The organism is Sinorhizobium chiapasense (assembly GCF_036488675.1).
In the GTDB taxonomy this organism is placed as follows: Bacteria; Pseudomonadota; Alphaproteobacteria; order Rhizobiales; family Rhizobiaceae; genus Sinorhizobium; species Sinorhizobium chiapasense.
This window is the reverse complement of record NZ_CP133148.1, coordinates 4,251,393-4,270,776: the sequence shown is the minus strand read 5'-3', so window position 1 is coordinate 4,270,776 and position 19,384 is coordinate 4,251,393. Positions and strand designations below refer to the sequence as shown.

Sequence of the window (19,384 nt, the reverse complement as noted above, 5' to 3'; positions counted from 1 at the left end):
GATGTCGAAGACGACCCGCGCCACGCAGACGCTCGCCAAGGGCGGTGTTTCCTTCACCGTGCACAGCTACGACTACGATCCCGGCGCCGAGCGCGTCGGCCTGCAGGCAGCCGAGGCGCTCGGAGAGGATCCTTCCCGCGTGCTGAAGACGCTGATGGCCGAGGTGGATGGCAAGCCGGTCTGCTGCATCGTGCCTTCCGATAGGGAAGTCAGCATGAAGAAACTGGCAGCCGCCTTCGGCGGCAAATCGGCCAACATGATGAAACCCGCCGACGCCGAGCGCCTGACCGGCTACCATGTCGGCGGCATCAGTCCCTTCGGCCAGAAGAAGGTCGTTCCGACGGCGATCGAGGAGGCGGCGTTGGTTGAAACGCAGGTCTACATCAACGGCGGGCAGCGCGGGCTGCAGGTGCGGCTTCACCCGAAGGATGCGCAGACGGCGCTGAAAGCGATCGCCGCTCCGCTGATTGCCTGATCCGCCCGTCTCAGGTCAGGCGCGAAAGCAGTTCGGCGAGCCTGCCTGCCTCGACCTCGCCGAGCTTTGCGCCGACGTGCCTCTCGATCGACCGCGCGTAGATTTGCCACATGCTCGCCCGCATCGTACGGCCCGCTTCGGTCACGACGACCCAGCAGCCTCGGCCGTCCTCGTCGAAGGCCTCCCTGCGCACCAAGCGTTCCTTTTCCAGCCGATCGATCAGGCGCGAGAGATTGTATTGGGCAAGCAGCGTGCGGGCCTCGATCTCGAACGGCCGAAGCCTGCCCGCCTCGGCACGTACCAGCTCCCAGAGCACATCGTACCAGCCAAGCGGAGGCAGTCCTGCCTCCTTGAAATCCTTCTCGATCGCCGAGAGTACACGCCGCTGCGCGCGCATGAGCGCGACCCACGCCCGCGTGGTCAGTAATGTCGGCTCACAGCCCGCTGAACTTTCATCCTTCATAGATGCAATTACATCTACCTTGACGGATTTGGCAAGTCGTTATATATGCAATTGCATCTACATCGCCAAAGCGGGAGACTACCAATGACCGCGCCACTGACCCTGATCAGCCACCACCTCTGCCCGTACGTCCAGCGCGCTGCGATCACGCTCGCCGAAAAGGGTGTGCGGTTCGAACGCGTCTATATCGATCTTGCCAACAAACCGGACTGGTTCCTGAAAATCTCACCGCTCGGCAAGGTGCCCCTGCTCCGCATCCCCCGGGACGGAGGGGAAGCGATCCTGTTCGAAAGCACGGTGATCTGCGAATATCTCGAAGAGACCCAGCCGGGAGTGAAACTGCACCCGGCCGACCCGCTGACGCGGGCGCGCCATCGCGGCTGGATGGAATTCGGATCTGCTATCCTCTCCGATCTCTGGATCTATGAAACGACCCAGGATGCCGAGGTGCTCGAAACAAAGCGCGGCGTGCTCAACACGAAATTCGCGACTGTCGAAGCAGAACTCGGCGATGACCCCTATTTCGCAAGCGCCGATTTCAGCCTGGTCGATGCCGTTTTTGCGCCGATCTTCCGCTATTTCGACGTGTTCGACACGATTTCAGACATGGGCATCTTCGACAAGATGCCACGCGTCACCGCCTGGCGGAAGGCACTTGCCGCACGGGCAAGCGTGAAAGCCGCGGTAACCGAAGACTATCCCGAGCGATTGATGGCCTTTCTCGAAAAACACGAGGCGGCGCTTCTTCGCTCAAGGCGCGCCGCCGCATGACACGGGGGGCCACATCGCAAAGGCCTTCTGTTTTCGGCTAAACCGGTCTAAAACGGGCGCGCCGCCGGACCGCGCGCCCCCAGACGGGCGAAGCGGCGACGGCACCGTAAGCCAGGCATGCGCTCGCTTCCACCGGCAACGCCGTGGCCTCAGGAAACGGCGCGAGAGGACAGCAGGAGCCGCGATGAACGCCCCCCTTCAATCCGCAAGAAACCCCGTCGATCCCGTAAAACTCGAAAAGCTCGCGGAGGTCGCAGTCAAGGTCGGCCTGCAGCTGCAGAGGGGCCAGGACCTGGTGGTGACCGCGCCGATCGCGGCGCTGCCACTCGTGCGCCTCATCACCAAGCATGCCTATATGGCCGGCGCGGGACTGGTGACGACGTTCTACTCGGATGAGGATACAACGCTTGCCCGCTACGCCCATGCGCCGGACGAGAGTTTCGACCGCGCAAGCTACTGGCTTTACGAGGGCATGGCGAAAGCCTATGCGGGCGGCGCCGCGCGGCTCGCCATTGCCGGAGACAACCCGATGATGCTTTCGGCGCAGGACCCGGCGAAGGTCGCGCGCGCCAACAAGGCGAACTCGATCGCCTACAAGCCGGCGCTCGAAAAGATCTCCAACTTCGACATCAACTGGAACATCGTCTCCTATCCGAACCCCTCCTGGGCGAAGCAGATGTTTCCGGACGAGCCCGAGACGGTCGCCGTCGAGAAGCTGGCGAACGCCATTTTCGCCGCCTCCCGCGTCGATGTCGACGACCCGATCGCCGCCTGGAAGGAGCACAACCAGAACCTCAGCAGGCGCTCGGCATGGCTGAACGGCGAGCGCTTCGCCGCGCTGCATTTCACCGGCCCGGGTACCGACCTGACTGTCGGGCTTGCGGACGGCCACGAATGGCATGGCGGCGCCTCGACCGCCAAGAACGGCATTACCTGCAACCCGAACATCCCGACCGAAGAGGTGTTCACGACGCCGCATGCGCTGCGCGTCGAAGGCCACGTGTCGAGCACCAAGCCGCTCTCCCACCAGGGCACGCTGATCGACGATATCCAGGTGCGCTTCGAAGGCGGCCGGATCGTCGAAGCCAGGGCCTCGCGCGGCGAGGAGGTGCTGAAGAAGGTTCTCGACACCGACGAGGGCGCACGCCGGCTCGGCGAAGTGGCGCTGGTGCCGCATTCCTCGCCGATCTCGGCAAGCGGCATTCTCTTCTACAACACGCTCTTCGACGAAAACGCCTCCTGCCACATTGCGCTCGGCCAATGCTACTCGAAGTGCTTCCTTGATGGCGCCAACCTCAGCCAGGAGCAAATCCGGGCTCAGGGCGGCAATTCAAGCCTGATCCACATCGACTGGATGATCGGCTCGGACAAGGTCGATATCGACGGCGTACGGGCGGACGGCAGCCGCGTGCCGGTCATGCGGAGGGGCGAGTGGGCCTGATCGGTCATGCGCGAATAGCGGCCCCTCATCCGGCCTGCCGGCCACCTTCTCCCCGCAAGCGGGGCGAAGGAGACTCGCTGCATCGCCCAAGTCCCCTCTCCCCGCCTGCGGAGGGTGAGGGGTAATTCCGCCTGACTCTTGCGAATTCGTGCCGCATCCCGCTACGCTCGGACGGGCGCCGCGCGGCGCGGCATTTGTGCCTGCTGACTCATCCAGACGCTCGCGAAGACGACGGCGATGCCGATCAGTTGCACGGGCGTGAGCTGCTGCTCGAGCACGCCCCAGCCGAGCAGGATTGCCGTAACGGGGCTTAAAAAACCGAGCGGCGAGACCTGCGCCGGCTCCAGACGTGAAAGCCCGCGAAGCCAGAGAACGTAGGTGAAGGCGGCACCGATGAGGCCGAGATAGGCGAAACCCATGAGGTTCGCCATGGTGAGCGGCGGCAAGGAGGGCTCCAGCAGGAGCGCGACCGGCACCAGCAGCAGGCCGCCGGCGGTCAATTGCCAGGCGGTGAAGGTGAGCGGGGAGACCGGCGGCGCCCAGTGACGGCTGAGCACCGTGCCGAAGGCCATTGAGACGGCCCCGGCCATACCGGCGAAAACGCCTACCGGATCGAGCGCTGCGTTTGGCGTCAGCACTAGCAGCGCCACCCCTGCTATGCCGGCCACGCCTGCGCCGACGCTGAGCGCCCGGATCGGCGAGCCGAGAACGATCCGCGACAGCACGATGACAATCAGCGGCTGAATGGCGCCGACGGTCGCGGCGACGCCGCCCGGCAGCCGGTAGGCGGAGACGAAGAGCATCGCCCAGAAGAACGAGAAGTTGAGTGCACCCAAGAGAAAGCTGCGCAGCCACCAGATGCCCTTCGGCATTTGCCGGACGACGAGCAGCAGAAGCAGCCCCGCCGGCAGAGCCCTCAGCATCGCGACGGTGAGCGGATAGCCGGGTGGCAGGAATTCCGTGGTGACCAGATAGGTGCTTCCCCATATGGCCGGTGCTACGGCCGTAAGGCCGATGTCGAAGTTGCGCGTATTCATGTCTTCATCTCAAGTATCTTTACGTCAAGATATAATTCTAACCGGATTTATCTTGACGTCAAGATATCAAGGGATTTAGATCGGACAGGACGGCGGAAGGGGTCGATGCTGCCTCGCTGTTGCGGATCGATATGGAAGAGTCAGACAAGGACCACGTGGACAAGATCCTGGCGCAGTGGCGCCGGGAGCGGCCGGAACTCGACGTTTCGGCGATGGGCCTTCTCGGGCGTATGGGACGGCTGAGGGCTCATATCGCCCGGGAGCAGGAAGCGGTCTTCGCCGAATACGAGCTGACATCGGCGAGCTTCGACGTGCTGGCGACGCTCCGGCGCTCCGGCCCCCCTTTTCAGCTTTCGCCCGGCGAATTACTTGCCGCGACCATGGTCACCTCGGGCACCATGACCAACCGTATCGACCAACTCGAGAAGGCCGGCCTCGTCGAGCGGCTCGACAATCCCGAAGACCGGCGCGGGGTGATCATCGCCCTGACGCCGGAGGGGAAAAAGCGCATCGACGCGGCGGTAACGGCCCATGTCGCCAACCAGCAGCGCCTGGTCGCCGGCCTTGAACCCGAGGAGCGGAAAGCGCTCAATGCGCTGCTCCGGAAGTTCCTGGCGACGTTTGAATGAGTTGAGCCCAACAGAGCCCGCACGCGCTCAATATGGCGCTTACGCTTCGCCTCCGTCGCCCGGTCCATGTCATGCAGGCTGATCATGCAGAAGTCGAGACCTTGCCGCATAGGGCGGCGAGGTCGCGAGTGAGCAGCCGGCGCACCGGATTGCTCATGTAAAGATGCACGACCAACAGGGTGAACCCGTGCTGGTCAGCGCCCAGAACAGCCTGATGTTGTCGCCAGCGGGACAATACGACCGCCTGCCTCATTATGATCGAAGGCGACACCGCGCGCGAAGACCCGATCGAAAAGGCCTCGAGGATCGCCGGGAAATTTAGCCGCTACTGCGGAAAGAGGAGCACCATCGCATCGTGCCTTCCTTAAAACAGGCTGCCCTGCTTGGGCGGCCCGGAAGCAGGCTCCGGCGACCGTGATTGACGCTTTTTCGGCTCTTGCGGCGAAGGGGGCGAACCGCCCTCGCCCGCGACTGCCGACACGCTGCCATCGGCGAATTCCAGCGAAAGCGCCATGCCGGACGCGACCGCCGCCGCCTGTTTCACTGGGTGGCCCGCCGCGTCGCGCACCAGCGCAAAGCCGCGCTTGAGCACATTGCGATAAGATAGCGATTGCAGCACCCGGTCCTGCGCGGTGAGCACGCCCTTGAGCCTGCGCATCTCGCCGCCGATAGCAGCATCAGACCGTGCGCGAAGGCCCGCGACGCGATCCGAGGCGCGGTGGATCTGCCCGATGAGCCGCGAAGGCAGGGCGCGAAGCGAGGCGTCGGCGGCGGAGACGCGCGACTGGCCGCGATGGACCTGACGCTCGACGATCCGCTCGGCACGGTTCATCGCCTCCGAGAGGCGCCGTCGGCGGTCGCTGATCCTCGTCGTCAGCAGATCCGACCGGAGATGCGCACCTATCCGCTCGAAGGCACGGCGCTTGTTGGCGGTATTCATTTGCAGGCCACGGCCAAGGCCGGCCGACGCCTCGTCGAAACGGCGGCGCGGCAGAGCCAGCAACTGATCGAGCGAAGGCAGGGCGCGGGAAAGCGAGCGCACCGCCTGCCGGCGGTTCTCCATCTGTCGTCCAGCGGCCCCCTTCAGCCGCGCCGACAATGCGGACAATTCCGCCTCGAGGTCGGCCTTCACCGGTACGGCCATTTCGGCCGCGCCAGTCGGCGTCGGCGCCCGCTGGTCGGCGGCATAGTCGATCAGGGTCCAGTCCGTCTCGTGGCCGACGGCCGAGATCAGCGGGATATCGGACGCGGCCGCCGCGCGCACGACGGCCTCGTCGTTGAAGCTCCAGAGGTCCTCGAGGCTGCCGCCGCCGCGGGCGACGATGAGAACGTCGGGCCGTGCAATGGGTCCGCCGATTTCGAACGCGTTGAAGCCGTGGATCGCTGCCGCCACTTCCTCGCCCGATCCGTCGCCCTGCACGCGCACAGGCCAGACGACGACATGAACCGGGAAACGATCGGCGATCCGGTGGAGAATGTCGCGGATGACGGCGCCGGTCGGCGAGGTCACCACGCCGATCACCTTGGGCATGAAGGGCAGCGGCCGCTTGCGCCCGGCGTCGAACAGGCCCTCGGCCGCGAGCTTGCGCTTGCGCTCCTCGATGAGTGCCATCAGCGCGCCGGCGCCCGCCGGCTCCAGCGATTCAATGACGATCTGATATTTGGACGAGCCGGGGAAGGTCGTCACCTTGCCGGTGGCGATGACCTCCATCCCCTCTTCCGGGCGAAACTTCAGCCGCGAAAAAGCGCTTTTCCAGATCACCGCGTCGATCCGGGCGCGATCATCCTTCAGCGAAAAATAGGCGTGACCCGACGAGTGGGGACCGCGATAACCGGAGATCTCGCCGCGCACGCGAACCTGGTCGAACGCCTGCTCGACCGTGCGCTTGATCGAGCCGGAAAGCTCCGAGACCGAATATTCGGCGAGATTGGACGGCGCAGGAGAATCGAAAGACGAGTTCATGCGCCCTTTGTACCCGACAGCGCCCCGAATATCAGCAGCCGCGCGCCCCTATCTACCATTTTTCTGCCAATGGCCGGACTATTCCACGACTTGCGGTAGAACACTCGCCTTGAGACGGAAGAGTTTTACGCCCGTCCCCGCCGTAACCGGCAATGGTTCGAGGAAATCCGGTATTTCTCCCGCGGCGAGACGACCATAAAGCCCCTTGGGTTCCCTCTTGACGATCGTTCGCGTCTGCGGGTCGTCGGCACAGAAGGCCAGCACCGGGCCGCCCAGCGCCTTCAGCATCGGCGCCGCCTCATCCGGCTCCGCCAATCCGATCCGCAGTTCAGTCAGCATCCCTTGCGGATTTCTGTGATAGGGCGCGCTCAAGGCGCGATGCGCTGTGAAGCGCAGGATCGAAGCACCCATGTTCGACGGATCGATAACAAGGGTGGGCTCGATCTTCTGCAGATCCGCCATCGCCGCCGCTGAATAGCAACGGCCCGCGCGCTGCTGCCCGCTGGCCGCGTCGCCTGCCATTTCCTTGACGCCGTTAACCGCCAGCTCGCCCGCTACAGCCCAGACAGCCGGGACGGAAACGAGCACAGCCACGACATAAATGACGGATGCGAACGGACCACCGCCCTCCTGCATCGTTTTTGATCTCAGATCGACGAGCAGAAGCGAAATCGGCAGTATGGAAAGCAGATTGGAGAAGACGGCCGCCCGAACCTGCATCAGCGCGATGCCCCAATTGATGAGAACCACGGCCAGCAGGATGAGGAACAAGCCGGTGCGTTCGCCCCGCCTGATGCGCCACAGGCAAAGCACCACGGCAAAGAGGCCTGCAGCATAGAAGCCGCCGAGGCTACCCGGGTCCTGCCCCGCGATGGACAGGAATGATCGCGCCTCGATAACTCGGTCCAGCCACAGTTCGGTGAGGAGCGGGTCGAGATCGGAGAGCGGATTTCGCAGGCACTCCGGCGCAATGCCGAGAAGCACTCCTGCGATCACGAAGCCGTTGACGGCGAGAACGGCAAACCGCGCAGGCCGGCCAAGGCGGCTTGCAACGACCGCCGCACCGGCAAGCAAGACGCCGCCCGTCGCGGACAAGGCATAGAATGCGATCGAGAGGCTATCGCAGGTAACGGCTCGATAAAGACTAGGCGGCACAGTCAGGAAGAATGCGGCGCTCACGGTTGCTGCCAGACCCGCACCGAAGGCGACGGCCGCGGCGGCAAACACTTGCCCCTCCCAGGCCCAGATAACAGCGACGACGAGGCATATCACCGCCACGAAGGGCGTCGTCTCGACGCCGATGGCGATTGCCAAGGCCGCGGCGACACCGGCGAGCGCGAAGTTGATCGCCCGATATCGCTGATCGACCACCATCGCCGCCATTGTCGCCACCAGCACGAGCTGGACATTGTGGTGATCAATCGCTCCCGCCAGAAAGCGGTTGCTGGTCGCGACGAAGATCGCCGTCAATCCGAGGCAGAAATGCATGCATTGCGGGCCGCCGATCCGCCTGCCCGCCAGCCCCATGACCGCAAGCAGTGGCAAGACCAGCAGAAACGGCCAGATCGCCAAGGCGATCATTTCCGCTCGCTCAGCACCAGCGATCGGCTCGAAGAGGGAGATGAGTGCCGCGAGCGGCAGGTCGATGAGACGCGACCAGTGCATCAAGGTGCCGCCATCAAGGCCGAGCCGCGTCTGGGTGAGGTCGAACCAGCTTTGACCGGCCAGCAGGTCGCGGACCTGAACGAGCCGCATCGCGTCGTCGTTGTCGCGGCCGACATAGTCCTCGGCGCGCAGCATCCTGATGGCGGAAAAGGCGATTACAGGCAGAGCGCAGGCGAAGACCATCCATGGCAATCGCGACCAAAGCGGAGCGTGCCTTGCACCGGCGTGCTCATCCGACGCAATCAATGTCCCAACCGTCTCTGCCATCGGACTGTCTACCCGCGCTGGGATCATGGCTGCGATTGGATCGAAATGGCCCAAGGACGCTGCGTGATCGATCGTTTGATGCGAAGAACCGCGTCACGGCTTCCGCCTGAAGTGTGCCGCAATCTTAGCGAGCGCCAATCAAGAAAGCGTAAAGCCGCGCCGGAGGCGCCTCTGGATCGCGCAGTCGATGCCCCGCCAGACATAGCGTCTTGTTAACCGCATCACGTGTAGGATCGCGTGAGTTCCCTCCACCGGAGCAGCGCCCCATGTCCGATCAGCTAGACATCGCCATCCTCCTGCCTTGCTACAACGAGGCATCGACGATCGGACAGGTCGTACGCGACTTCAGGGCGGCGCTGCCATCCGCCCGCATCTATGTCTACGACAACAATTCCATCGACGGCACGCCGCTCGTGGCGATGCTCGCCGGCGCCACGGTCGTACGCGAGCGCCGCCAGGGCAAGGGCCATGTCGTCCGGCGCATGTTCGCCGATATCGACGCGGACATCTATGTCATGGCCGACGGGGACGGCACATACGCGCCTGCGGATGCCGAAGACCTCGTTCGCACGCTCCTGACCGAGCAGGCGGACATGGTCGTCGGAACCCGCAGGGATATCCGGGTTGAAGCGGGACGCCAGGGCCACGCCTTCGGCAACCGTGTCTTCAATCTCCTTTACCGTTCGATCTTCGGTACCGACTTCAGCGATATCTTTTCCGGCTATCGGGCCTTTTCGCGCCGTTTCGTGAAGAGCTTTCCCGCCGTCTCCAACGGATTCGAAATCGAAACGGAAATGTCCGTGCACGCATCCCGGCTCAAGCTGCCCGTCAGCGAACTTGAACTCGACTATGGCCGGCGGCCCGAGGGCTCCCATTCGAAGCTTTCGACCTTCCGGGATGGGGTCAAGATCCTCTGGATGTTCGCCATGCTGATGAAGGAGACGCGGCCCTTCGCGTTTTTCGGTCTGATCAGCACGGCCTTCCTCACCGCAAGCTTGATCTCCATGGCGCCGGTGCTCATCGAATATTTCGCAACAGGCCTCGTGCCGCGCCTGCCGACCTGGGTTCTTTCGATGGCGCTCATGCTGGTGGCGATCATGCTTTTCACCGCCGGCCTCATCCTCGATTCCGTCTCGCGCGCTCGAACGGAGCAGCTGCGGATCCACTACATGTCGATCGCCCGGCAAAGGCCGTACGACGTAGAAAAATCGTCGGCAATCCCTGCCTCCCTGCCGAAGCGGCGGAGCAGGAAAGCCGCCGCCTGAGAACTAACTCTTTGAACCTACGCAATTCCGGACGGAAACCCGTTACCCACTCTCCTGGAATTGCCCGAAGGACATTGCCGATGAACCGGGAAACGACAAACCGCATACGCTTCGTCATCGAGGACGTCATTCCGCCGATCCTGCGCGATTCGCGCCTTTTCAGGGGGATGGCGAGCCTTGCCTGGGGCGACCATATCTCCCACCTCGCGCGCTTTCGCGAACGAGCGCCCTTCCTCTCGGCGGCGGAGTACGAACAGCTCTACCGGCAGCATCCGCGTGTGCATGAAGGAACCGATAACTCCGAGGCCTGCATCCGCAAGATCGCGGCGGAAATTCGCGGCACCAGCGTCTGCGACGTCGGCTGCGGCACCGGCGCGCTTTTGAAGCGGATCAGAAGCGCGAACCCGGCCCTGGAGAGGCTCGCCGGCGTCGATTTCGCCATTGACGATGCCTCTGCGATCGACGGCATCGAATACGTTGCCGCCAAGATCGAGGAACTGCCGTTTTCGGATGGAGAGTTCGACACGGTCGTCTGCACCCACGTGATCGAACATATTCTCGACTACCGGCAAGCGATATCGGAGCTCCGGCGCGTCTCTCGGCGGCGGGTGATCATCGTCGTGCCGCGCGAGCGAGAATACCGCTACACCTTCAACCCGCATTTCAACTTCTTCCCCTACACGCATTCTTTCCTGCGGGCGATGCATCCGGTGCCGGAGCAGCATGAGTGCGTCGACATCGGGCGCGACATTTTCTATTGCGAAGACAAGTCGTGAGGCTGCGCGGATGATGGCTTTTAACCTCGCGCCGGCCGTCTGGTTTGGGCTGATCTTCACGCCGATCCTGATTTCGACCGGGCAGATCCTGTTCAAGATGACCAGCGCCAGAACGGGCGGATTCGATTTCCAAGGCCTGACGGCGCTTCTCGCAAACCCGACGCTTCTCGCGGCGCTCGCGCTCTATGGCCTCGGTACGATCATCTGGATCTTCACCTTGAGATCCGTGCCGCTGACGCTTGCCTATTCCTTCATGGCGCTGACATTCTGCTTCGTACCGCTGTTTGCGGCGCTTTTTCTCGGCGAAGCCCTGACCATCCGCTACGCCGCCGGCGCCGCGCTCATCATCGGCGGCATGATCGTCATAAATTCCTGAATCCCGTCGCTCAACAAATCCGTCCTCGCTTCTGCCAAGCATCAATCCGGATGTTCGAAGAAGCGCCGCGTCGCGTCGTCGGCCGGAAAGAAGGACTCGATCAGCACACCCTCGACCAGCGCGTCCTGAGTCGAGCCGAAGGTTGAAAGCGTGGTGATGAAGCGCAGTTCAGCCGCGCCGACGCGCAGTTCAACCGGCAGCACCGGCAGCCGCTCGGTGTCGGGATAGTTGTCGATTGCCCGGGCGACCGCCGGATCGACGACGAGCCGCTCCAGCCGTCTTTGCAAGGGACTGCGTGGCCCCTGCAGCCATGCCTCCATGCGCACGCGTTGGACCAGGTCCGCGGCGGCCGCCTCCCAGTTGATGACGAGCGTGCGGATGCTCTCCGATCCGAGGAAGGCGTCGAGGAAGTTCTGACCTGGGTTGACGGGTATCTTCGTCGCTTCCGCAAGTGCGGCAAAAGCGGGAGTCGTGAGCAGCACGGTGTATTCATGGTCGAAAACGAGTCCGGGATAGGGAGCATGGCGGTCGAGCATCAACCGGATCGCGCTTGCGACGGCGGGGGGCATGGCATCGAGCCCGCGAGCGGGACGCGTCGTCATCCGCGGCCGGTAGCCTGCGGCAGTAAAGAGCGGGCCCTGATCCCGGGCCGGGATATCGAGCACCGACGCCAGCCGCAGGATCATCCCCTCGGACGGTTTCGACCGGCCGGTTTCAAGGAACGAAAGGTGGCGTGCCGAAATCCCCGCCGCGACGGCGAGATCGAGCTGACTCATGCGGCGATGCCCGCGCCATTCCTTCAGGTGACGGCCGAATTCCATGAGTCCCTTCCTCCACTGCGCCGGCAGACTCGCCCAATGGAAGCGCAAAATCCATTACCTCGGAGGTAATCGGTTTGATGTTCACCAGCAGCATGAGGAGCTTCCAACAAATGGCCCGCTCGAGGCGGGCCATCATTCGCCGGCTAATGTTTAGATTTAGACCGTCTCCCAACCGTCCTTTTCGCTCGCCCGGTAGATGGCATCGATGAGCTTCTGGTTAAGGCGCGAGTTCTCGAGCGTCACCACTTCCTCCGGTTGCCCGGTTGCCGCGCGCGAGAACGCCTCGGCCTCGAGCTTGTACTGGCGCGCATCCTGGAAGCGGAAGAGCTGCGACTGGGCGTGGTTCTGGTTGGTCAGTTCCACTTCCTCGCGGCCGTAGCGGTCCGCATTGAAGGGCGACTTCACCTCGATATAGCCCTCGTCGCCGTGGAAGACCATGACCTGGCGGGCGGCAAGCTGCGTCGAGATGTAGAAGCTCAGTTCGAAATCACCGAAATCGGCGCGCACGCTCGAATAGATGTCGGTGCCGAATTCCGGGTCGCGGTCGGTATTGGCCTGAACACGAACCGGATCTTTGCCGGTCACGAAACGGGTCGTGATCGTCGGATACACACCTATATCCGGCAGGCCGCCGCCGCCGAGTTCCGGGACGTTGCGCATGTTGCCGGGATCTCGATTGTAATAGGTGAAGGCGCCCTGGACATGCCTGAGCTTGCCGATCGCCCCTTCAGCAAGCAGCGAGCGCACCTTCCGCCACACCGGGCTGTACGTCACCATGAAGGCTTCCGAAACCAGCACCTTGTTGCGGTCGCGCGCCGCGATCAACGCGTCGATCTCCTCCGCCTTGAGCGCGATCGGCTTTTCGCAGAGCACGTGTTTGCCGGCATCGGCGGCCTTGATCGTCCAATCCACGTGCTGCGAGGTCGGCAGCGGAATGTAGACGGCATCGATCACGTCGGATGCCAGCATTTCCTCGTAGGATCCGAACGCATGCTGCACCGAGAAGCGATCGGCCATCGCCCTCGCCTTGGCGAGATCGCGGCTGGCGACCGCCGAGACCACGCAGTTTTCCGCATCCTGAATGGCAGGCACGACGAGTTCGCGGCCGATCTTGGCCGTCGACAGAATTCCGAAACGCAGCATGGCTAGACTCCTTCCTGGCTGCGCCGACACTAACCCCGAGGTACGTACCTAGCAACCATGCGACGCGCAGAAAAACGCCAGAGCGGGATCATGGAAAAGTGCGGGCGGTCTTCCGCCCGCACCTCGCTTGGAATCGATCACGTTTGCGATTTTGGGTCGATACGACCCGAAATCATCGTGATCTGGCAGGTGTCATTCTGCGCGATGCTGGCTTATCTTTCAGCCCGCAATCCTCCCGATCGCAGACTTGTTTTCATCCAACCTGGTGGAGCGAAACCATGGAAAAGCGCAGACTTGGCCGCACCGGCCTCTCGATTGCGCCGCTCGTTTTCGGCGGCAACGTCTTTGGCTGGACAGCGGATGAGAAGACATCCTTCGCCTTGCTCGACGCTTTTTTCGACGCCGGCTTCAACGCCGTCGATACGGCGGACGCCTATTCGACATGGGTGCCCGGAAACAAGGGTGGCGAATCCGAAACGATCATCGGCAAGTGGCTGAAGCAGTCAGGGCGTGCGCGCGACGAGGCGGTCATCGTCACCAAGGTGGGGTCGGAGTTGGGGCCGGATCGCAAGGGCCTTTCGCGGCGCTGGATCGTAGAGGCCGTCGAGGACTCGCTTCGACGTCTGCAGACCGACCACATCGATCTTTACCTCTCGCACTGGCCGGATCCAGAGACGCCTTACGAGGAGACGCTTGCCGCCTATGATGCGCTTCTCGCTGAAGGCAAGGTCCGCGCCATCGGCGCATCGAACCTCGACGCAACGCAACTGCGCGACGCTCTCGACGTCTCGGCGGCGAAGGGGCTGCCGCGCTACGACGTGCTCCAACCGGAATATAATCTCTACGACCGGGCGTCCTATGACGGCCCCTTGCGCGACCTCTGCATCGCCGAGGAAATCAGCGTCATCACTTATTTCAGCCTGGCGAGGGGGTTCCTCTCCGGAAAATACCGCTCGCACATGGATCTCGAGGGCTCGGCCCGCGGCGGCGGCGTCGAGAGATACCTCGACGGGCGCGGCATGCGCATCCTTGGCGTGCTCGATGAAATCGCCGAGGAAACCGGGGCGAAACAGGCGGAAATCGCGCTTGCCTGGATCATCGCCCGCAAAGGCGTGACCGCGCCGATCGCGAGCGCGACCAATCTCGAGCAAGTGAAGAGCCTCGTAAAGTCGGCCGAATTGAGGCTGTCAGAGGACGCCATACAACGGCTCAACGAGGTGAGCGATTAGCGGAAAGGGCGACGCGACGCGAAAACCCCTCCCCGCAAGGGGGAGGGACTTGCACGTCGTTCGCTCGGCGGCACCTTCAACGTCCGAGCTCGTGGAGCCGCTTCGATGGCAATGGAGCGGACGCCACAGGAAGGCCCCTCCCCTTGTGGGGAGGGGCCAATTATGAGTTTGTCATCGAAAGCGATGGAAAGCCGGCATAGTGCTGAGCGTGGCTGCCCTCGTGGTTGGCCATGCCCGGCTTCGTCAAAAGCCCGCGCGGCTCGGCATAGCTTCTGATGGTGCGGCGCGGCCTCTCGTGCCACTGGATGTTGAAGGCCCAGAGTTTTGGAAAGAAGCAGAGGGAGGCATAGGGCAGGTGGTCGTGGATCCACCAGGCAAGGCTCTGCCAGCCGCCGCCCTCACGTTGCCGATCCTAAACCCAGGGAATGACGATGCAGGCGGTTGCGCCCATGCAACCGTCGGCATCGCGCATGTCCCATATGTGGTCCGCCGCCGTCGCCCCATTGGTGGAGCAATTGAGCTTGTTGGCGTTACCGAAGGCGTTGACCGCCCGGTTCCGATAGGCGGACCGGATGTGCAGGCGACCGAAGGTCGCCTGCAACGGCTCCAGCAGTTGCTCGCAGAGCCTGGTCCCCGCCTCGATGGCGAGATCCGGATCGTCCGGAATGTTCGGAATGCGATAGAAATCGGCAATCTCGGAATGGAGGAAGTCCCGCAAGAAGAAATTTTGCGAGAGCCTGACGCGGCCCAAATCCTCAAGCGATTTCATCGATCCCGGCTTCTTCATGCTACTCCTCCCTACAGCGCCGCGCGTCTGTCAGACGCGCAAAGGACGCTGTAGCGCTTTGAACTGCTGCCTGCGAGACAGCACTGTGACCATGCGCTGAATGATTGCAAGATCAGGTACGGTTGATCGAGACGCCGCCATCTACGAGCAGCGCCGCTCCGGTGACAAAGCTCGCGGCATCGGATGCGAGATAGAGTGCGGCTTCGGCGATCTCCTCGGGCCGCCCCATGCGTTTCAGCGCATGCAAGCTCTCGATGAAACCTCGCGTTTCCGGCGCCGCGCCCGGCAGGTTCGCATGGTTGGACGGCGTGTCGGTCCCGCCCGGCAGCAGCGCGTTGACGCGCACGCCCCGCCGTCCGAATTCGACCGCCAGCGACTGCGTCAGACCAACAAGACCGGCCTTGCTCGCAGCATAGGCGGTGGTGCCGGGAAAGCCAGCAGTGTGTCCAACGAAACTCGACGTGAAGACAAGCGAGCCGCCGCCACGGGCCACCAGCGCCGGTACCTGATGCTTGGCTGCAAGGAAAGCGCTCGTCAGATTGGTGTCGAGCGTCTCCCGCCAGTCCTCGATGGAAAGCGATGGGAGTTCGCCGATTGCGCCGAGCGCCCCGGCATTGTTGAAGGCGATATCCAGCCCGCCGAAGCGGCGGATCGCCACATCGACGAGCGCCTCGTTCAGGGCTTCGTCACGGATGTCGCCGGCGAGGATCGCGGCCTCGCCACCCGCGTCCTCGATTTCCTGCACGAGTTCTTTAAGTTCGCGCTCGCGCCGCGCGGTGACGACAAGCTTTGCGCCTTCACGGGAAAAAAGCGCGGCGGCCGCGCGACCGATGCCCGAGCTTGCGCCGGTTATGATCGCGATCTTTCCTTCAAGTCTTGGCATCACGGGCTCCTTTCTCGATAGCGACAAAGGAATCCCAGATCCGGCGCCAGGCGGCCACCCGATTTCAGAGGCAGCGGGAAGGCCGGTCTCTCCGGACTTTCGACGGTTCGACACTACGCTCAAGGGGGAAACCGACGAGGACCTGACGAAACTCGTCATGGCGCAAGCGAACAAGGAGGCCGCATGATCGTTCGCGGTGGCCGGCGCCACTGCATGCTTCCTAAATCGTAGCCGATTTAGGGATAAAAACATGCAGCAATTCAAAGTGTCACAGCGTCCTTTGCACGTCTCATAGGACGCGCGGCGCTGTAGGCGCCGGTCACCGTCACGCCACGTGCCGGAAGAAATCGATGAAGGCCCTGAGCGCCGGGCGCATCTGCCGGCGGCTGGGATAATAGAGATAAGGGCCGGCATAGGGGGCGCACCAATCTTCGAGCACGCGCCCCAGTCTGCCCGCAGCGATGTATTCGGCCACTCGCGTTTCGAAGAGGTAGGCGAGGCCAGCGCCGCCAAGCGCCGCCTTGATGATCGGCCGATCCTCGCCGAGTATCAAAGGGCCGGCCACCGAGACCGTTATCTCCTCCCCCTCCTTCTCGAATTCCCAACGATAGAGCGTGCCATTCGAAAAGCGCCTGCGGATGCAGCGGTGCCCGGCGAGATCGCGCGGGTGGGAGGGCCTTCCGTGGCGCTCGAAATAGGATGGCGCCGCGACCACGGCGCTTGTGAGGTCCGGACCGACTTTCACCGCGATCATGTCGGCTTCCAGGCTCTCGCCAAGCCTGATGCCGGCGTCGTAGCCCTGTTCGACAATGTCGGTGAAGCCGTCTTCGTTGGCGATCTCCAGAACAATATCGGGATAGCGATCCAGAAAGGCGCCGAGGCGAGGCGCAAGGATGAGATCGGCGGCAAAGCGCGGCGCGGTGATGCGCAGGTTCCCGGCGGGTCGCTCGCGCGCGTCGGCCGCGGCCTCCAGCGCATGGGCGATTTCGTCAAGTGCCGGGCGCAACCGTTCCAGCAGCCGCCGCCCCTCTTCCGTCGCCGCGACGCTGCGCGTGGTGCGGGAGAGCAGTCGCACACCGAGGCTCGCCTCGAGACTGCCGACGGCGTGGCTGACGGCGGACGGGGCGACACCGAGTTCCTTTGCCGCGCCGCGGAAGCTGCCATGCGCGGCGACGGCGGACAGGACTGCGAGTTGGGAAAGCTGCGTGCGGTTCATTGATCGAAATAATAGAACAACCCGTGAGAATTGAAAGCGATTTTCAACTGCTGACGTCCGCCCTATCTTCACCTCGACATCGGGCGTCGGCGCCTGATGAAGAGACCACTCAGCGAACGCATCCTTCGACGCGAGCCACCCGCGCGCCCACGCGGCGCCCTCTGGGTGCCCCAAGTTTCAGCCTGAAAGGACATTCCATGAAAACCCGCAAGCTCGGAAATCAAATGACCGTCTCTACCATCGGCCTTGGCTGCATGGGCATGAGCTACGCCTATGGTGAGGCGGACGAGCAAGAATCGATCCGCACGCTCCATCGCGCCGTCGAACTCGGCGTGACCTTCTTCGATACGGCCGAAGTTTATGGCCCCTTTGAAAACGAGAAACTCATCGGCAAGGCATTGAAGGACCGGCGCGACCGGGTGACGATCGCGACGAAGTTCGGCTTCCGCATCGAGCCCGGCAAACCGGCGGCCGAAGCGATCAAGGGCGTCGACGGGCGGCCGGAAAATGCCAAGGCGGTCGCCGAAGCCTCGTTGAAGCGGCTAGGGACCGATGTCATCGACCTCTATTACCAGCACCGCGTCGACCCGAGTGTGCCGATCGAGGAGACGGTCGGCGCCATGGCGGAGCTCGTGAAGGAGGGCAAAGTACGCGCGCTGGGCCTTTCGGAGGCGAGTGCCGCCACCATTCGCCGCGCCCATGCGGTCCACCCGATCGCGGCGGTGCAGAGCGAATATTCGCTGTGGACGCGCGACCCGGAGGAGGAGGTGCTCGCCACCTGCCGCGAACTCGGCATCGGCTTCGTTCCCTACAGTCCGCTGGGGCGCGGCATGCTGACCGGCACGATCGCCAAGATGGATGATCTCGCCGCCGATGATTTCCGCCGATCGCTGCCGCGCTTCCAGGCAGAAAACTTGAGCGCCAATGCGGCGCTGGTCTCGATGCTCGAAACGCTGGCGGCGCAAAAAGGCGTCACCGCCGCCCAGCTCGCGCTGGCCTGGGTCATCAACCAGGGCGATTTCATCGTGCCGATCCCGGGCGCCCGCAGGATCCGGCACCTGGAAGAGAATGTTGCCGCCGCGGATATCGTGCTTTCCGACGCCGAGCTCACCAAGCTCGCCGAGATCCTGTCGCCGGCCCTTGTTGCCGGCAAGCGCTACACCGAGGCGTCGCTGGCGCTGACGAACCGGTAAGACGCATTCGCCCCTCGGACAGGCACGCGGGAGGGCATCGCATTTCGCCGGCGATGCCCTACCTATAGAGCGGGATTAGGAAAAGTGTGTGCGGTTTTCCGCCTTATTAGAATCGATCACGGTCATGATTTTAGGTCGATTCGACCTAAAATCATCGTGATCTAGTGCAGTCGGCCCCAAAGAGGAGGAATGAGGAATGTCGGAAGAGCAGGCGATCAGCGCAGTGGTCCATCTCTACGTCGACGGCATGGCCTTTGCCAACGAGGCGGCGCTGCGCAAAGCCTTCCACCCGAACGCCTCGATCGTCGGCAATTATGAAGGCGCCGTCGAATGGCTGGCCCGCGACGCCTTCATCGCGACGATCCTGAAGGAAGGTGCGGCACCGCCGGAAACACAGCCTCTCATGGACGTGGAGATGATCCACGTCACCGGCGACGCGGCGAGCGTGAAAGTCGTCGATGAATTCGCCGGCTCACGCTATACGGATTACCTGTCGCTGCTGAAAGTCGACGGACGATGGCTGATCATCAACAAGGTCTGGCACGCGCACTCGTAGGCTGCGGGAGACATCATTGTCCTTGGTAAAAACCGGCAATGGGCCACACGCGATGTGCGGATCGGTAATTGCTATCGATCACGTGCAATTGGCGATGCCGGAGGGCGGCGAAACCGAAGCCCGCCGCTTCTACTCCGATCTTCTCGGTATTCCGGAGGTACCGAAACCAGAAAATCTGGCTGCACGCCGCGGCGGCTGGTTCGAGCGGCCAAGCCTGAAGATCCATCTTGGCGTGGAGAAACACTTTGTCCCCGCTCGCAAGGCACATCCCGCCTTCATAGTCGATGATCTTTTCGCAATGGTCTCCCGACTGCAAGCCGCCGGCGCTCACGTGGTTGAAGACGAACCGCTTGCAGGATTCGTGCGTCGCTATGTCTGCGATCCGTTCGGTAACAGGATCGAGCTGATGCAGCCCGTGGACTGGTGAC

19 protein-coding genes and 2 pseudogenes are annotated in these 19,384 nt (G+C 63.1%); 11 read left to right on the top strand and 10 right to left on the bottom strand.

Annotated features, from left to right (window positions below; translation table 11 throughout):
- Position 1: 1 nt before the first annotated feature.
- The gene (gene ybaK / locus RB548_RS20270; RefSeq protein WP_331372976.1) at positions 2 to 475 is read left to right on the top strand and encodes a Cys-tRNA(Pro) deacylase; all 474 of its coding nucleotides are present in this window, start codon (positions 2 to 4) and stop codon (positions 473 to 475) included.
- Positions 476 to 485: 10 nt separating this feature from the next.
- On the opposite strand, the gene RB548_RS20265 is transcribed toward ybaK, so the two are convergent.
- Positions 486 to 938, bottom strand: a complete 453-nt coding sequence (locus RB548_RS20265; RefSeq protein WP_331372975.1) for a MarR family winged helix-turn-helix transcriptional regulator — start codon at positions 936 to 938, stop codon at positions 486 to 488.
- A gap of 84 nt (positions 939 to 1,022) precedes the next feature.
- Between RB548_RS20265 and RB548_RS20260 the strand changes: the two genes are divergently transcribed.
- Together RB548_RS20260 and RB548_RS20255 are read left to right on the top strand one after the other, a co-directional pair.
- Positions 1,023 to 1,709 (top strand): glutathione S-transferase family protein, encoded by a 687-nt coding sequence (locus RB548_RS20260; RefSeq protein WP_331372974.1) that lies wholly within the window; start codon positions 1,023 to 1,025, stop codon positions 1,707 to 1,709.
- 184 nt (positions 1,710 to 1,893) lie between these two features.
- Positions 1,894 to 3,150 (top strand): aminopeptidase, encoded by a 1,257-nt coding sequence (locus tag RB548_RS20255; protein WP_331372973.1) that lies wholly within the window; start codon positions 1,894 to 1,896, stop codon positions 3,148 to 3,150.
- 161 nt (positions 3,151 to 3,311) lie between these two features.
- Here the strand turns inward: RB548_RS20255 and RB548_RS20250 are convergent, their stop codons facing one another.
- Entirely contained in the window at positions 3,312 to 4,187 is an 876-nt protein-coding gene (locus RB548_RS20250; RefSeq protein ID WP_331372972.1) for an EamA family transporter, read from the bottom strand.
- A gap of 131 nt (positions 4,188 to 4,318) precedes the next feature.
- Here RB548_RS20250 and RB548_RS20245 point away from each other — a divergent pair, with 131 nt between their 5' ends.
- Positions 4,319 to 4,816 (top strand): MarR family winged helix-turn-helix transcriptional regulator, encoded by a 498-nt coding sequence (locus RB548_RS20245; RefSeq protein ID WP_331372971.1) that lies wholly within the window; start codon positions 4,319 to 4,321, stop codon positions 4,814 to 4,816.
- A gap of 8 nt (positions 4,817 to 4,824) precedes the next feature.
- Here RB548_RS20245 and RB548_RS20240 read toward each other — a convergent pair.
- From RB548_RS20240 to RB548_RS20230, 3 genes and pseudogenes are all read right to left on the bottom strand, one after another.
- Positions 4,825 to 5,171, bottom strand: a pseudogene (locus RB548_RS20240) (NAD(P)H-dependent oxidoreductase); the annotation flags it as partial.
- 9 nt (positions 5,172 to 5,180) lie between these two features.
- Entirely contained in the window at positions 5,181 to 6,779 is a 1,599-nt protein-coding gene (gene xseA / locus RB548_RS20235) for an exodeoxyribonuclease VII large subunit (RefSeq protein WP_331372970.1), read from the bottom strand.
- Between the two features lie 78 nt (positions 6,780 to 6,857).
- Complete coding sequence (locus RB548_RS20230; RefSeq protein ID WP_331372969.1) at positions 6,858 to 8,711, bottom strand: hypothetical protein; 1,854 nt, start codon at positions 8,709 to 8,711, stop codon at positions 6,858 to 6,860.
- A 266-nt stretch (positions 8,712 to 8,977) separates the two neighbouring features.
- On the opposite strand from RB548_RS20230, the gene RB548_RS20225 reads away from it, so the two are divergent.
- From RB548_RS20225 to RB548_RS20215, 3 genes are all read left to right on the top strand, one after another.
- On the top strand, positions 8,978 to 9,976 hold the full coding sequence (locus RB548_RS20225; RefSeq protein ID WP_331372968.1) for a glycosyltransferase: 999 nt from the start codon (positions 8,978 to 8,980) through the stop codon (positions 9,974 to 9,976).
- A gap of 80 nt (positions 9,977 to 10,056) precedes the next feature.
- The gene (locus RB548_RS20220) at positions 10,057 to 10,752 is read left to right on the top strand and encodes a class I SAM-dependent methyltransferase (protein WP_331372967.1); all 696 of its coding nucleotides are present in this window, start codon (positions 10,057 to 10,059) and stop codon (positions 10,750 to 10,752) included.
- 10 nt (positions 10,753 to 10,762) lie between these two features.
- The gene (locus tag RB548_RS20215; protein ID WP_331372966.1) at positions 10,763 to 11,128 is read left to right on the top strand and encodes a DMT family transporter; all 366 of its coding nucleotides are present in this window, start codon (positions 10,763 to 10,765) and stop codon (positions 11,126 to 11,128) included.
- Positions 11,129 to 11,169: 41 nt separating this feature from the next.
- Here RB548_RS20215 and RB548_RS20210 read toward each other — a convergent pair whose 3' ends face one another.
- Together RB548_RS20210 and RB548_RS20205 are read right to left on the bottom strand one after the other, a co-directional pair.
- Positions 11,170 to 11,949: a helix-turn-helix domain-containing protein gene (locus RB548_RS20210; RefSeq protein WP_331372965.1), complete on the bottom strand. Its 780-nt coding sequence runs from the start codon at positions 11,947 to 11,949 to the stop codon at positions 11,170 to 11,172.
- A gap of 156 nt (positions 11,950 to 12,105) precedes the next feature.
- Positions 12,106 to 13,092, bottom strand: coding sequence for a Gfo/Idh/MocA family protein (locus tag RB548_RS20205; protein WP_331372964.1), 987 nt, complete (start codon positions 13,090 to 13,092; stop codon positions 12,106 to 12,108).
- A 278-nt stretch (positions 13,093 to 13,370) separates the two neighbouring features.
- On the opposite strand from RB548_RS20205, the gene RB548_RS20200 reads away from it, so the two are divergent.
- Positions 13,371 to 14,321: an aldo/keto reductase gene (locus RB548_RS20200; protein WP_331372963.1), complete on the top strand. Its 951-nt coding sequence runs from the start codon at positions 13,371 to 13,373 to the stop codon at positions 14,319 to 14,321.
- Positions 14,322 to 14,481: 160 nt separating this feature from the next.
- On the opposite strand, the pseudogene RB548_RS20195 reads toward RB548_RS20200, so the two are convergent.
- The 3 genes and pseudogenes from RB548_RS20195 to RB548_RS20185 all read right to left on the bottom strand — a co-directional run bounded on the left by RB548_RS20195 (position 14,482) and on the right by RB548_RS20185 (position 17,207).
- Positions 14,482 to 15,108, bottom strand: a pseudogene (locus tag RB548_RS20195) (hypothetical protein).
- A 112-nt stretch (positions 15,109 to 15,220) separates the two neighbouring features.
- Positions 15,221 to 15,991, bottom strand: coding sequence for an SDR family oxidoreductase (locus RB548_RS20190; RefSeq protein ID WP_331372962.1), 771 nt, complete (start codon positions 15,989 to 15,991; stop codon positions 15,221 to 15,223).
- 325 nt (positions 15,992 to 16,316) lie between these two features.
- Positions 16,317 to 17,207 carry a LysR family transcriptional regulator gene (locus RB548_RS20185; RefSeq protein WP_331372961.1) on the bottom strand — a complete coding sequence of 297 codons (891 nt, stop codon included), beginning with the start codon at positions 17,205 to 17,207 and terminating at the stop codon, positions 16,317 to 16,319.
- A gap of 197 nt (positions 17,208 to 17,404) precedes the next feature.
- On the opposite strand from RB548_RS20185, the gene RB548_RS20180 reads away from it, so the two are divergent.
- The 3 genes from RB548_RS20180 to RB548_RS20170 all read left to right on the top strand — a co-directional run bounded on the left by RB548_RS20180 (position 17,405) and on the right by RB548_RS20170 (position 19,383).
- Complete coding sequence (locus RB548_RS20180) at positions 17,405 to 18,400, top strand: aldo/keto reductase (protein WP_331372960.1); 996 nt, start codon at positions 17,405 to 17,407, stop codon at positions 18,398 to 18,400.
- Between the two features lie 196 nt (positions 18,401 to 18,596).
- Positions 18,597 to 18,956: a nuclear transport factor 2 family protein gene (locus tag RB548_RS20175; RefSeq protein ID WP_331372959.1), complete on the top strand. Its 360-nt coding sequence runs from the start codon at positions 18,597 to 18,599 to the stop codon at positions 18,954 to 18,956.
- Positions 18,957 to 19,008: 52 nt separating this feature from the next.
- A complete protein-coding gene (locus RB548_RS20170; protein ID WP_331375027.1) occupies positions 19,009 to 19,383 on the top strand; it encodes a VOC family protein in 375 nt (124 codons plus the stop codon).
- The last annotated feature ends 1 nt before the right edge of the window (position 19,384 follow it).

Coding starts and splice junctions, on each gene's coding strand:
- RB548_RS20245 (WP_331372971.1), top strand. CDS start 4,319: ATGGAAGAGTCAGACAAGGACCACGTGGACAAGATCCTGGCGCAGTGG.
- RB548_RS20265 (WP_331372975.1), bottom strand. CDS start 938: ATGAAGGATGAAAGTTCAGCGGGCTGTGAGCCGACATTACTGACCACG.
- RB548_RS20175 (WP_331372959.1), top strand. CDS start 18,597: ATGTCGGAAGAGCAGGCGATCAGCGCAGTGGTCCATCTCTACGTCGAC.
- RB548_RS20170 (WP_331375027.1), top strand. CDS start 19,009: ATGTGCGGATCGGTAATTGCTATCGATCACGTGCAATTGGCGATGCCG.
- RB548_RS20200 (WP_331372963.1), top strand. CDS start 13,371: ATGGAAAAGCGCAGACTTGGCCGCACCGGCCTCTCGATTGCGCCGCTC.
- RB548_RS20260 (WP_331372974.1), top strand. CDS start 1,023: ATGACCGCGCCACTGACCCTGATCAGCCACCACCTCTGCCCGTACGTC.
- RB548_RS20220 (WP_331372967.1), top strand. CDS start 10,057: ATGAACCGGGAAACGACAAACCGCATACGCTTCGTCATCGAGGACGTC.
- RB548_RS20230 (WP_331372969.1), bottom strand. CDS start 8,711: ATGGCAGAGACGGTTGGGACATTGATTGCGTCGGATGAGCACGCCGGT.
- xseA (WP_331372970.1), bottom strand. CDS start 6,779: ATGAACTCGTCTTTCGATTCTCCTGCGCCGTCCAATCTCGCCGAATAT.
- RB548_RS20215 (WP_331372966.1), top strand. CDS start 10,763: ATGATGGCTTTTAACCTCGCGCCGGCCGTCTGGTTTGGGCTGATCTTC.
- ybaK (WP_331372976.1), top strand. CDS start 2: ATGTCGAAGACGACCCGCGCCACGCAGACGCTCGCCAAGGGCGGTGTT.
- RB548_RS20190 (WP_331372962.1), bottom strand. CDS start 15,991: ATGCCAAGACTTGAAGGAAAGATCGCGATCATAACCGGCGCAAGCTCG.
- RB548_RS20210 (WP_331372965.1), bottom strand. CDS start 11,949: ATGGAATTCGGCCGTCACCTGAAGGAATGGCGCGGGCATCGCCGCATG.
- RB548_RS20255 (WP_331372973.1), top strand. CDS start 1,894: ATGAACGCCCCCCTTCAATCCGCAAGAAACCCCGTCGATCCCGTAAAA.
- RB548_RS20225 (WP_331372968.1), top strand. CDS start 8,978: ATGTCCGATCAGCTAGACATCGCCATCCTCCTGCCTTGCTACAACGAG.
- RB548_RS20205 (WP_331372964.1), bottom strand. CDS start 13,092: ATGCTGCGTTTCGGAATTCTGTCGACGGCCAAGATCGGCCGCGAACTC.
- RB548_RS20185 (WP_331372961.1), bottom strand. CDS start 17,207: ATGAACCGCACGCAGCTTTCCCAACTCGCAGTCCTGTCCGCCGTCGCC.
- RB548_RS20250 (WP_331372972.1), bottom strand. CDS start 4,187: ATGAATACGCGCAACTTCGACATCGGCCTTACGGCCGTAGCACCGGCC.
- RB548_RS20180 (WP_331372960.1), top strand. CDS start 17,405: ATGAAAACCCGCAAGCTCGGAAATCAAATGACCGTCTCTACCATCGGC.